Here is a 14,972-nt window from a genome sequence, read left to right as displayed (position 1 = left end):
ATGAAATGGAGGCAGCTCTATGAAAAGTGATATGAAGGCAAGCGGGTTACTCAAGCCATCTGTCAGCTATGGAAAATCATTGCGGCTTTCAGCGGATCAGCCGATGACGATTCCTGAAGTCCTGCACAAAACCGCCGCGGCCGCGGGAGATCAAAAGGGCATCACATATATACAGCCTGACGGCACCAAAGTGTACCAGACTTACAGCGGCCTGAAAAAGATCGCTCTTTCGATTGTGAAAGGGCTCCGCCAATCAGGAGTGAAGGCTCAGGATGAAGTCATATTACAGCTCAGTGACAATTCCCAGCTGATTCCTGCTTTTTGGGGCTGTGTTTTTTTAGGAGCGATCCCGGTTCCGCTTGCGGCCGCTCCGGCTTATACAGAAATGAACAGCGGGACGCAAAAACTGAAAGACGCCTGGACGCTTTTGAATCGGCCGTATGTCATCACAAGCCGTGACGTGCTGCCGGAGATGACTGAATGGGCGGAGGAGCAGGAGCTTTCCGGGTTTTGCGCTTTGGCGGCAGAAGATCTCAGTGCGCACGAAATGGATACGGACTGTCATCATCCCCGTCCGGAAGATTTGGCGATGCTGCTTTTGACCTCGGGAAGCACGGGCACGCCGAAAGCCGTGATGCTCAGCCATGAAAACATCGTCTGCATGGTCAAAGGAAATATTCAGATGCAGGGCTATACAAGTGAGGATGTCACGTTTAACTGGATGCCTTTTGACCATGTCGGCGGCATCGGAATGCTTCATCTGCGTGATGTTTATCTCGGATGTGAGGAAATCAACATACCGAGCGAATCCATTTTGATGGACCCTTTAAAATGGCTCGACCTGATTGATCATTACCGCGCTTCGGTTACGTGGGCCCCCAATTTTGCCTTTGGACTGCTTGCTGATTTTGCAGAAGAGATTCAAACGCGGAAATGGGACTTATCTTCCATGCGTTACATGCTGAACGGCGGGGAGGCCGCGGTTGCGAAAGTCGGACGCAGAATTATGGAGCTTTTAGAGCCGCACGGTCTGCCGGCTAATGCCATCCGTCCCGCATGGGGAATGTCCGAAACGTCTTCGGGCGTTATTTTCTCAGATGAGTTTACACTGGAAAACACGAGTGACGACGATCGTTTCGTCGAGATCGGTCTGCCGATCCCGGGATTTAATATGAGAATTACGGATGACCGCAATCAAGTGGTGGAAGAAGGAGAAATCGGCCGCTTCCAAGTGTCAGGTCTGACTGTAACGAGCGGATATTATGAGCGCCCGGACTTAAATGAGAGTGTCTTTACAGAAGACGGCTGGTTTGAAACGGGAGATCTCGGATTTCTGCGTGAAGGCCGCCTGACGATAACGGGGCGCACGAAAGATGCCATCATTATCAACGGTGTGAATTATTACAGCCACGCCATTGAATCAGCCGTTGAGGAATTGCCGGAAATTGAAACGTCATATACAGCGGCATGCGCCGTCCGGCCGAATCAAAGCACGACAGATGAGCTGGCGATTTTCTTTGTGACATCTGTTCCGTTGGATGAGAACCGCATGACGAAGCTTCTTCATCACATTCACCAGCACGTGACACAGAGAATCGGCGTTACCCCTGATTATCTGCTTCCGGTCGCAAAAGAAGACATTCCTAAGACGGCGATCGGGAAAATCCAGCGCACTCAGCTGAAACATTCATTTGAACAAGGGCAATTTGATTCATTACATAATAACAGACAAGAAGGGGGCAATTCAGACACGGCTTCTGCAGAGAAAGAAATTGAACGGGATTTTATCCGTTTTCTGAAAGAGGAACTTTCCATCGCGGATGAGCTCGTTGATCCAAATACACCGTTTCAAAGTCTTGGCGTCAATTCCATCAAGATGATGAAACTCGCCAGATCAATTGAAAAAACGTATCACATCCGGCTGACGGCAAGAGAGCTGCACAAAAACCCGACGATTGGCGCTTTAGCGGCTTATACTGCTGAAAAAGCGGCAAACATGTCAGCGGACCATCATCCCCAAAAAGCCGAACCGCCGGCAGAACGGGAGAGACGGCAAACGGCGCCAGCGCTTTCAGAAGTCCAAAAAGGGCTGTGGACATTGCAGAAAATGTCGCCTGAAACGACTGCATACCATGTCCCGCTCTGTTTCCGATTCACATCCGGAATCGACAAAGAGAAACTGAAACAGGCGTTTCAGCTCGTATTAAAGCAGCATCCGATGCTCAAAAGCGCCGTGAATGAAACAGACGGCGGGTTTTATTTCATAGAAGCGGCAGATCCTTTTGTATTCTCGGAAGAAGATATTTCTGACGTCAATGAATCACAAATATCCGCTCTGATACGGAAAAAAGTGAAAGAGCCGTTTGTCAAAGAAAGCGGACCTTTACTGCGCGTGCAGCTGCTTTCAAAATCCGCCGAGGAACATTATCTTTTGACGGTCATTCACCACATCGTGTTTGACGGCATTTCATCCATTACATTTATTCACAGTCTGCTGGATCATTATCAGGCGCTGCTGGAGGGAAAAGAAGAGTTTACGGCTGCTGCTCCCGGTATTCATCCCGATTTCGCGGCTTGGGAAAAGGGGTATTTAGCGGGTGAAGAAAGCAAAGCTGCCCGCGCTTACTGGATGAAACAGCTCGAGGGCGATCTGCCTGACCTTCAACTTCCGCCGATGCGCACGGAAAGCAGTGTTCCGGAGTTTACAGAAGATACGCTGACACGCCGTCTTCCCGAACGGCTGCTGAATAATATAACGGCGTTTGCCGCATCCCGTTCGATTCATTTGTCTACCGTCATGCTGAGCTGCTATATGGTGCTTTTAAGCAAATATACGGATAAGGAAGATATTGTGACAGGTATGCCTGCAATGGTCAGACCCGAAGAACGCTTTGACGGAGTGGTCGGCCATTTCCTTAACATGCTTCCCATACGGAGCAGAGCCGGACGAAAAGAAACATTTGCTGACTTTGTTCAAAAGGTGCAGGATGCCGTTCTGGACGGGCTGGATCACTCCTTTTATCCGTTTCCGAAAATGGTGCGTGATGTGCATGCGAAACCCCTGCAGAACGGTTCGCCTGTTTTCAGCAATGCCTTTTTCTATCAGAACTTTCTGCAGGATTCGAGCTATCAATCGATGCTTGATGAATACAAGGAATTCTCCTGTGAGTTTGTAAAAGACATTCATCAGGAGGGGGAATATGATCTTGTATTTGAAATGTGGGAAGAAGCATCAGGCATGGATCTTACGATTAAATACAGCACCGAATTATTCGACGAAGCAGGGGCGGCCAGACTTTTCAGCCAATTTGTACAGGCTGCTGAAGCTTTGACGGCGAATCCGGATACGCCGCTTGAGAATGTTTCTCTCATGACAAAAAGAGAGGAGCACATGATTCTTAAGACTTGGAATGAGACAAGCCGTGAATATCCGGATGCCTGCTTCCATGAATTATTCGAACGTCAGGCGGCAGAAACGCCGGACGCTTGTGCGGTCGTGTATGAACAGCAACAGCTGACGTACCGTGAGCTTAATGAAAAAAGCACGAAGCTGGCGCTCTATTTGCAGGCGCACGGTGCAGGCCCTGATGATCTCATCGGCATTTATACAGACCGTTCATTGCATATGGCTGTCGGACTTCTCGGCATTTTAAAAGCCGGGGGAGCGTATGTGCCGCTTGATCCTTCTTATCCCGCTGACAGATTGGAATATATGATCGCCGACAGCAGGATTTCAATGTGCCTGACGACAGCTGATTTAGAGCACTCTTTGAACTGGGGAGGCGTGCAGACAACTGCCATTGACCGCGATTGGTCTCATATTGAAAGTACAGCCGCGGAAAGAACGTCGCTGAAGCGGTTAGTGACACCTGACGATCTGGCGTATGTCATTTACACGTCGGGCAGCACGGGCAAACCGAAAGGCGTCATGATTCCGCACCGGGCGCTGACCAATTTCTTACTCTCGATGGCGAATGAACCGGGGCTTTCGTCTAAAGACAAACTGCTTGCCGTCACGACATATTGCTTTGACATCGCGGCACTGGAGCTTTACCTTCCTTTAATCAAAGGAGCGGAGTGCAACATCTGTAAGACAGAAGTCACAAAAGACGCACGGAAGCTGAAAGAGCTGATTCAAGAGTACAAACCGACGATCATGCAGGCGACCCCGTTTACGTGGAAAATGCTCTTTCATTCCGGATGGTCAAATGAAGAAAATGTGAAAATCCTTTGCGGCGGAGAGGCGCTTAGCGAACAATTGAAGCAGCAGTTTCTCGATACGAAAAGTGAGGCTTGGAATATGTTCGGGCCGACAGAGACGACAATCTGGTCCGCGGTGCAGCGGATAACGGAGAATGAGAGCGCGCTTACGATCGGACGCCCGATCGCCAATACCCGCGTGTATATTATGGATTCCGGTCTCAACCCTGTTTTAGAAGGGGTGCCGGGAGAACTTTGTATTGCGGGAGACGGATTGGCAAGAGGGTATTTCAACAAGCCTGAGCTGACAGATAAAGCTTTCGTCAGCCACCGGCTCGAACTGGGATCAAAGCTTTATAAAACAGGCGATATGGCGCGTTTTCTTCCCGGCGGCCGCATTGAATACATGGGACGGATGGACACCCAAGTCAAAATCCGCGGCTACCGCATTGAACCCGGAGATATTGAGAGCAGGCTGAATGCCCATCCGGCCGTACAGGAAAGTGTAGTGGTTGTGAACAATCACTCCGGAAATGAGAAGCTTTGCGCGTTTTATATCCGGAAAAACGGAGAGCCGCTTCCGTCTGCAAAGGAATTGCGCAATCATTTGAAACAAGCGCTGCCGGCCTATATGACGCCAGCTTCGTTTATCCGTCTTGAAGAGCTGCCGCTCACACCGAACGGAAAAGTGGACCGCAAGCTTCTTGCTGCCCGCGATCTGACGGAAAAGCAGCCGGACACAAAAACATTTTCATCATCTCATATCCAGCAGGCGGTGCTGGCGATTTGGCAGGATGTATTGAAAAGCAAAGATATAGAGCTTGATGACCGCTTTTTTGATGCGGGGGGAGATTCGCTTCTTGCCGTGACTGTCACTGACCGGATGACGCAGGAATTGGATTGTGAATTCAGTGTAACGGAGCTGTTTGAATACGCGACGGTAAAAGACATCAGCCGGTATATCGCTGAACAAAAACCGAAAGAAGCCGTTTTGGCTCCTGTACCGCAAAAGAAAGTGAATGCAGAAGACCGGGAACACCCGGCGGGAGAATTTCCCGATTATTACGAGGACAGTCTTGCGGTTATCGGTATATCCTGTGAGTTTCCGGGAGCGAAAGATCATTATGAATTTTGGAATAACATCAAAGAAGGCAAAGAAAGCATCACCTTCTTTTCAAAAGAAGAGCTCCGCCGATTCGGTATTTCTGAAGAACTGGCTGATCATCCCGGCTTCGTTCCGGCTAAATCAGTTTTAGAGGGGAAAGAAATGTTTGATCCCGGTTTCTTCGGCTTTTCACCGAAAGATGCGGAATATATGGACCCTCAGCTGAGAATGCTTTTGCTCCATTCATGGAAGGCAATCGAGGATGCGGGGTATATCTCCAAAGAAATTCCGGAAACAAGCGTGTATATGTCTGCCAGCACAAACTCTTACCGCAGCCTGCTGCCGGAGGAGACGACAGCACAGCTGGAAACGCCGGATGGCTACGTGTCATGGGTGCTTGCCCAAAGCGGTACGATTCCGACGATGATTTCTCATAAACTCGGGTTGAAAGGGCCGAGCTATTTTGTCCATGCCAACTGCTCATCTTCGTTAATCGGCCTGCATTCGGCTTTTCAAAGCCTGCAGTCCGGCGAAGCCAAGTACGCCCTTGTCGGCGGTGCGACCCTTCATACGGAATCAAGCGCCGGGTATGTTCATCAGCCGGGGCTGAATTTTTCGAGCGACGGGCATATTAAAGCGTTTGACGCGGATGCTGACGGAATGATCGGCGGTGAAGGGGCCGGCGCCGTGCTCTTGAAAAAAGCGTCTGATGCGGTTAAGGACGGCGACCATATTTATGCGCTGCTGCGCGGAATCGGCGTCAATAACGACGGAGCGGATAAGGTCGGATTTTATGCGCCGAGCGTCAAAGGACAAGCTGAGGTCATTCAGAAGGTCATTGATCAGACGGGCATCCATCCCGAAACGATCGCGTACGTCGAAGCTCACGGCACAGGAACAAAACTCGGCGATCCGATCGAACTGTCCGCACTTCAATCGGTGTACGGCCGATATACAGATAAAAAACAATACTGCGGCATCGGTTCAGTCAAAACAAATCTCGGGCATTTGGATACAGCGGCCGGGATGGCGGGCTGCATCAAGGTTGTCATGAGCTTATATCATCAGGAAATCGCGCCGAGCATCAATTACAAAGAGCCGAATCCGAATCTTCATTTAGAAGACTCTCCGTTTTACGTAGCGGAAGAAAAGAAAGAGTTAACCCGTGAGAACAGAGCGCACCGCATGGCTTTAAGCTCTTTCGGTCTTGGCGGAACAAACACACACGCGATTTTTGAACAATATCCGGATGCATCCGAAGCAGCAGACGCTGCCGGTCCGTTCATCATTCCGTTGTCTGCCAGAAAAAAAGACCGTCTGAAGGAGTACGCAAAACAGCTGCTGGCTTTTCTGGAAAGAAAAACGGACGCCGGCCTCGCTGATCTTGCCTACACGTTCCAAGTCGGAAGGGAAGCGATGGAAGAGCGCGCGGCCTTTATCACAAGCGGCATTGCGGAGCTGAAGCGGCAGCTTGCCGATTTTATCAATGATAATCCGGCTGTAACAGGCTGCTTCAGAGGAGAAAAACAGCAGGCGAAAGATATTGCCTGGCTTTCTGATGATGATGACAGCGCTGAACTCATTGAGAAATGGCTTGCGAAAGGAAAAGGACCGAAGCTCTGTGAAATGTGGAGTAAAGGCGTCGCCATTAATTGGCACAAGCTTTACAAAGACAAGCATCCGAAACGAATCAGCGTGCCGGTCTACCCGTTTGCAAAGGAGCCGTACTGGCCGAAAAAAGCAGAAAAGAACACATCTGCCGCACACACCGGAGTCTCAGTTTTACACCCGCTCGTGCAGCAAAATACGTCAGATTTAACCCTTCAGAAGTTCAGCTCACGGTTTACAGGCTCAGAATTTTTCCTGAAGGATCATGTGGTCAGGGAAAAAGCGGTGCTGCCGGGAGCGGCATATTTGGAAATGTCTTATGAAGCGGTAAAACGGGCGCTTGGCGGCTTATTAAAGGATCGAGACAGAATAACGCTCCATCATACGGTCTGGATGAAACCGATCGTCGTTCACGAACAAGAGCGCCAAGTCCATATTGCGCTGTTCCCTGAAGAGGACGGCATCATCTCATATGATATTTACAGCGTCAACGCTGACGGCGAAGAAGTGCTGCACAGCCAAGGACGGGCCGAAATCATTAAGGCTGAACGAGAGCCTGAGGCCGACCTTTCTGCCATACAAAACAGATGCAAAGCGGATATTCTTGATCCGGCGGCCTTTTATCGGGAAGGCAGGAGCAGGGGGATGTTCCACGGAAAAGCCTTCCAAGGCATTAAGTCCGCCTTTATCGGCGAGAAAGAAGTGCTTTCGGACATACAGCTTCCGGATTCTGTTTCTCACACGAACGGACAATTTACGCTTCATCCGAGCATCATTGATTCGGCTATTCAGACGGCGACGATCTGCATTATGCAGGAGTTTTCCGGGCAAAAGCTGATTCTGCCGTTTGCGCTGGAATATCTTGAAGTCGTCAAAGCATGCACGCCGACTATGCGGGCGCATGCACGCTTCAGTGAAGGATATCAAACCGGTGATTCCGTGCAGAAAGCCGACATTGACCTGTTCGACGAAACAGGAGCGCTTTGCGTGAAGGTGAGAGGATTCTCTACGAGAGTGCTTGAAGGCGATGCAGATTCGGCTCAGCGGCTATCAGGATCGGAAAAGGTCTTGTTTGCACCGGTCTGGAAAGAAGCCGCCGCATCCGAGAAAGCTTCTGTCCATGCTGATGAGCATTTGATCATACTTTGTGAAGATGCCTGCCGTATAAAAGATGAAGCGGCATCCGGCCTGAAAGACGCCGAACTGCTGATTGCAGAAGGTGAGGGTGAAACAGCCGCTGAACGCTTCCAAAGCTACGCGCAGACAATCGCCGAACACATCCGGCTGATCATCAGCGAAAAAAGGCAGGGCCGCATTCTGATTCAGACCGTTATCTCAGCAGACGGCAGCCAGCAATTGTTTGCGGGGTTAACAGGTTTGTTAAAAACAGCCGAGCTGGAATACGGAAAACTGGACTGTCAGCTCATCGAAATGGAATCAATCGGCGAAATGCCGGCTGTCGCTCAAAAACTGAAAAACGACAGTCATCGGCTGCATGATAAACATATCCGTTATAAAGGAGAAAAACGGTATGTGAAGGCTTGGGAAGAAATGCATCCCGCAGGGGGCGGCATCGTCTGGAAGGACGAAGGTGTATATCTGATTACCGGAGGCGCAGGAAGCCTGGGCTTGATGTTCGCAAACGAAATCGCAGGTCGCGTAAAACACCCGAAAATCATTCTGACGGGCCGCTCAAATCTGGCAGAAGCCAAACAGCGTGAGCTTGCTATGCTTCAGCACTCAGGCGCAAATGTCGTCTACAAAAAGCTGAATGCGGCGGACCGGCGGGAAAATGAAGCGCTGATCAAAGAGATTACGGCGGAATTCGGAAAGCTTAACGGAATTATTCACGCTGCGGGAGTGATACAAGACCGCTTCCTGCTGCAAAAAACGAAGGAAGAGTTCAGGAAAGTGCTTGATCCGAAAGTCAACGGAACCGCTTATTTAGATGAAGCCAGCAAAGACTGCAATCTTGACTTTTTCGTATTGTTCTCCAGTGTTTCCGGCGTTCTCGGCAACGTCGGGCAGGCTGATTATGCCGCCGGCAACGCGTTTATGGATGCATACGCCGCTTACAGGCAATCCCTTACGGAGAATGGCCTTCGGCACGGAAAAACGGTCGCCTTTAACTGGACGCTGTGGAAAGATGGCGGTATGCAGGCGGGAGACGAGACGGAGAGAATGATGAAAAAAGCTTTCGGCATGGTTCCGCTTCAAAAGGCGTCAGGCCTGGCTGCATTTTATGAAGGAATGGCTCAGGAAAAGCCGCAGCTTTTAGCAGCTGAAGGACACGCAGCAAAATTAAAACAGTCGTTCCTATCCGTTTCTGAAACTGAAAAGCCGCAGGTGGAGAAAATAGAGCCTGTATCCGCCGTTTCGGGAGACAAATGGCACGGTGCGCTTATCCGATTGGTCAGTTCAATTTTAAAAGTCGGCCAAGACGAGATTGATATTGATACGGAACTGAGTGAATACGGTTTTGATTCCGTATCGTTTACCGTCTTTACGAATCAATTAAATGAAGCGTATCAGCTGGAGCTGGCGCCGACGATCTTCTTCGAACACGGGACGATCCGCAGTTTAGCAGAGTATTTGACGGATGAGGCAGAAGCCGGCCTTCCTTCTCAGCCGGAAGAAAAACACGATGCAGAAGAATCTCTTCAAACGCTTCACACCGCTTTGACAGCCATGGTAAGCGGCATTTTAAAAGTTGACCGTGAGGACATTGAGACAGATACGGAATTGAGTGAATACGGTTTTGATTCCGTATCCTTTACCGTCTTTACGAATCAATTAAATGAAGCGTATCAGCTGGAGCTGGCGCCGACGATTTTCTTTGAGTACGGAACGATCAGCAATCTCGCCGGATATTTGGCAAAAGAGCATCCGGGCCGTTTCGGCGAAAAGAAGAAAGAGTCTCCGAAAAAAGAGCAGCCAAAAGCCCAAAAACCGAAAATGCAGCGGAAAAAGCGCTTCGCAACGGTAATGAACGCTGCGGCAGCGACACAAGAGCCGCGCCGCTTGGACCCGGTTGCCATTGTCGGAATCAGCGGCCGATTCCCGGGTGCAAAGGATATAGAGGAATTTTGGCGCAATTTGAAAGAAGGAAAGGATTCGATCACAACCATTCCGAAAGAACGCTGGGATTGGCAAGCGTTTGATGGCGATCCGAATCTTGAAGGGAACAAAACGAATATCAAGTGGGGCGGCTTTATCGACGGAATAGCTGAATTTGATCCGCTGTTCTTTGGGATTTCACCGCGGGAAGCCCAATATTTAGATCCGCAGCAGCGGCTGTTATTGACTTATGCATGGCGGGCGATAGAAGATGCGGGCTGTAAGCCGGAAAGCCTTTCCGGCACAAATACGGGCGTCTTTATCGGCACCGGAAATACTGGTTATAAAGATTTGTTCACAAGGGCAGGTCTTGCGCCGGAAGGACATGCGGCGACAGGCAGCATGATTCCTTCCATTGGTCCGAACCGTTTGAGCTATTTGTTAAATCTTCACGGGCCGAGCGAGCCGATTGAAACGGCATGTTCAAGCTCGCTTGTGGCGATTCACCGGGCGGTATCCGCTATAGAAAACGGAGAATGCGACATGGCGATTGCCGGGGGAATCAACACGATTCTGACGGAAGAAGCGCATATCAGCTACAGCAAAGCAGGCATGCTCAGCAAAGACGGAAAATGCAAAACCTTCTCCAAAGATGCCAACGGGTATGTCAGAGGAGAAGGCGCGGGAATTCTGATGCTGAAGAAACTGACAGATGCAGAACGTGACGGCAATCCGATTTACGGCGTGATCCGCGGTACGGCTGAAAACCACGGCGGCCGGGCGAATACGTTAACCTCGCCGAATCCGAAACTGCAGGCTGATTTATTGGTGAAAGCATACCGGAAAGCGGGAGTGGACCCGAGCACCGTCACGTATATTGAAGCGCACGGTACAGGAACGGAATTGGGCGATCCGATTGAAATAAACGGTCTGAAAGCGGCGTTTCACGAGCTGGCGAAAACAAATCAAGAGCCCGAAGTCTCCGGTCACCGCTGCGGCATCGGTTCGGTCAAAAGCAATATCGGCCATTTAGAGCTTGCCGCGGGGGTATCAGGCGTCATGAAAGTGCTTTTGCAAATGAAACACAAAACGCTGGTGAAAAGCCTGCATTGCGAGACGATCAATCCGTACATTCAGCTTGATGACAGTCCTTTCTACATCGTGCGGGAAAATCAGGAATGGACGGCAGCAAAAGATAGAAACGGAAATGCCATTCCGCGTCGGGCCGGGGTCAGCTCATTTGGCATCGGCGGGGTCAACGCCCATATCGTCATTGAAGAGTATGTCCCGAAAGCAGCCGCTCAGCCTGAGCACAGCCCGGAAAATCCGGCAATCATCCTTTTGTCCGCCAAATCAAAAGAAAAATTGTTTGAACAGGCGCAGCAGCTGCAAAAAGCGATCCGTCAAACGCCGTATACAGATCAAGACTTGGCGGGCGTCGCTTATACGCTGCAAACCGGAAGGGACGAAATGGAAGAGCGCTTGGCCATTCTTGCAGCGACGATGGCGGAATTGGAAACAAAGCTGGAAGCATTTACGAAAAATGAGAAAAACATCGCCGGGCTGTATACCGGCCAGTCTCACCGCAATAAAGATACGTTTGCCTTGTTCACGGCCGATGAAGATATGGACATCGTCATTGACGCTTGGATCAGAAAAGGCAAATTCGCCAAGCTGGCAGAGGTATGGGTGAAAGGCGGCGTGTTGAATTGGAACCGGCTGTATGAAAAGGGTACGCCGCGTTTACTCAGTCTTCCGTCTTATCCGTTCGCAAAAGACACGTATTGGGTGCCTGAGAATCCTGACAAAAAGAAGGTCCATACAGAGGAACGGATGAAACGTATTCTGACGAAACAATGGGAACTGAGCCCGCTCGAACTGCGTGAACCGTGCGCACGTTCCGTTGCGATTTTGACAGGCGGGGACACGATCAATCTCGCAGAAGAGATCGCAGCGCATATGCCGAATCACCGTATCATCACCGCATCAGACCTTTCCGGTGAATATGACTGGCAGGCGTTTGACGGAGTCATCGACCTCCTCGGCGCAGCGAAAGAAGATTCTCAAGACATGGCCGGAATCAAATGGCTTCAGCAATTGATTGAGCATGGGCATAAAGAAGGGATGACACTGCTTTGTGTCACGAAAGACCTTGAGTCATTAAATAAAGAGGCCAATCAAACAACAGGAGCAAAACGGGCCGGTCTGTACAGAATGCTGGCATGTGAGTACGGTCATCTGTCTTCAAGGCATCTCGACCTTGAAGGAGCGCTTTCTGATGACAAACTGGCGAAGCAGATTGCCGATGAGTTTCATGCCCGTACTGATGACGCGGAAGTTTGCCGGAGGGACGGCTTGCGCTACCGCGCCGTATTGAGCGCCTCAGAAAATATGAATATGCAAGGCGAGAGAATTGATTTTCCGGACAACCATGTGCTTCTGATCACCGGAGGGACGAGAGGGATCGGTCTTTTATGCGCACGCCATTTTGCCGAACATTACGGAGTGAAAAAACTGGTGCTTACAGGACGTGAGACCCTTCCGCCGCGAAGTGAGTGGACAGGCGGACTGAATGGGGTGACGGCTTCTGTAAAAGCGAAAATTGAAGCTGTTCTCGACTTGGAATCCAAAGGTGTACAAGTGAAGGTATTGTCAGTCCCGTTAGCTGATGAAGCCGGGCTGAGACAGGAACTGAGTCAGATAAAACAGACGCTCGGACCTATCGGCGGCGTGATTCACTGCGCGGGTGTGACCGATAAAGAGACGCTCGCATTCATCAGAAAAACCGATGAAGACATACAGCGCGTGCTCGAGCCGAAAGTAGACGGGCTTCAGGCGTTATACAGTGTGCTCAGCGAAGAGCCGCTGAAGTTTTTCGTCTTGTTCTCTTCCGTGTCAGCTGCGATACCGGCGCTTTCGGCAGGACAGGCCGACTATGCCATGGCCAATGCGTATATGGACTATTTTGCAAACTCATACAAAGAGCAGCTGCCGATCGTAAGCATTCAGTGGCCGAACTGGAAAGAAACCGGAATGGGCGAAGTAACGAACAAAGCTTATAAAGAGAGCGGGCTATACAGCATCACGAATGCAGAAGGATTACAGCTCCTTGACGGCATACTTCTTGAATCAGCAAGGGGCCCGGTGCTGCCGGCCGTTCTGAATCCTAAGCTGTGGAAGCCGGAGCGATTCCTGCGGCGGAGCAGGCAGGATCAGCCAATGAGTCCGGCTATGGTAAAACCGGCGGAAAAAACCGCTGATACTGCCGCAGACAACGCTCAATTAACAAGGAAAACAGAAGAATGGCTGAAAGAATTATTTTCTGAAGAGCTGCGGATTGACCAGGATCAGCTTGAGACAGACGTATTATTCCAAGATTACGGAGTGGACTCCATTATCCTTGCCCAGCTTCTGCAGCGGATCAATCGGAATCTCTCGGCATCGCTTGACCCGTCCATTCTGTATGAATATCCGACGATTCAATCTTTCGCAAATTGGCTTCTCGAAGGATATACAGAAGTTTTGTCAGAACGGTTTGATTTGGCGGCGGCGGAGCCTGTTCTGAAGAAGCCGGCTGAGCCGGTGATTGAAACACAAGCCGTTAAGGTGCAAGAAGAGCCGGCCGGAAAACAGATTCACCGGGAAGATATCGCGGTCGTCGGCATGTCCTGCCGGTTTCCGGGAGCGGCTTCTTTAGAGGCGTACTGGTCGCTTTTGGCTGAAGGCCGTTCGGCTATCCGTCCTGTTCCGGCTGAACGATGGGGGTGGAAGACGCCTTATTACGCGGGAATGCTTGACGGAATCAATCAATTTGATCCGGACTTCTTTTTACTGGCAGAAGAAGATGTAAAGGCAATGGACCCTCAAGCTTTGGCCGCTCTGGAAGAATGCCTTAACCTGTGGTATCACGCGGGCTATACGCCGGATGAGATAAAGGGAGAAGCAATAGGTGTGTATCTCGGCGGACGCAGCCGTCACAGACCGGGTGAAGAGAAACTGCTGGACGCGAAAAACCCGATCGTCGCACTGGGCCAGAATTATTTGGCCGCAAATCTCTCTCAATACTTTGATATGCGCGGCCCGAGCGTTGTCCTCGATACGGCTTGTTCTTCTGCTTTAGTCGGAATGAATATGGCCGTGCAGGCTCTTGTAACAGGAGAAATAAAAGCGGCCGTCGTCGGCGGCGTGAGCCTGTTTGAATCAGAAGAAACCCATAAATTATTTGCACAGCGCGGCATATTAAGTAAAGCGCAGTCGTTCCATGTATTTGACGAACGCGCCGATGGAGTCGTGCTGGGCGAGGGTGTCGGAATGGTTCTATTAAAAACCGTGTCTCAGGCGATTGAAGACGGAGATTCTATTTATGCCGTAGTGAAGGCGGCATCCGTCAATAATGACGGAAGAACGGCCGGCCCGGCTACGCCGAGTCTGGAAGCGCAAAAATCCGTCATGAAGACGGCTCTTGAAAAAAGCGGAAAACAGCCGGAAGACATTACTCATATTGAAGCGAACGGTTCAGGCACGGTCGTGACGGATCTGTTAGAACTGAAGGCCATTCAATCCGTCTACCGTTCAAAAGACGCCGGCCCGCTCGGAATCGGATCTGTGAAACCGAACATCGGGCACCCGCTTTGCGCGGAAGGAATTGCAAGTTTCATAAAAGTTGTTCTCATGCTGAAAGAAAAGAGCTTTATTCCGTTTTTATCAGGCGAGCATGAAAACACACATTTTGATAGAGAAAAGGCCAATATTCAGTTCAGCCGCACTCTGGCAGACTGGCCGTCACCAATACCGGCGGCAGGAATTAACTGCTTTGCCGACGGCGGAACAAACGCCCACGTCATTGTGGAAGCGTGGCAGGAAGACGAAGGGCGCCGAATCAAGCGCCATCCTTTAACACCGCCTGCATTAAATAAGCGGCTGATTTCGCCGGACAGCAAAGAAGAAACGAACGAAAAAGCTGCGGCAAACATCTGGGATACCTATGAAGTGGAGGTTTAAC

At 50.5% G+C, this 14,972-nt stretch carries 1 protein-coding gene; it reads left to right on the top strand.

The annotated features are described in order from the left end of the window. Positions 1-19 precede the first annotated feature (19 nt). On the top strand, positions 20-14,971 hold the full coding sequence (locus AC1RRX_RS10395; protein WP_144464328.1) for a non-ribosomal peptide synthetase: 14,952 nt from the start codon (positions 20-22) through the stop codon (positions 14,969-14,971). The last annotated feature ends 1 nt before the right edge of the window (position 14,972 follow it).

Source organism: Bacillus sp. GW821-FHT11D08, from assembly GCF_058808515.1.
Note: the sequence above shows the minus strand (reverse complement) of the source record. Positions and strands in the feature narration are given on the sequence as shown.

Bases quoted from the DNA above. Each gene is read 5' to 3' on its own strand.
- AC1RRX_RS10395 (WP_144464328.1), top strand. From the start codon at position 20: ATGAAAAGTGATATGAAGGCAAGCGGGTTACTCAAGCCATCTGTCAGC.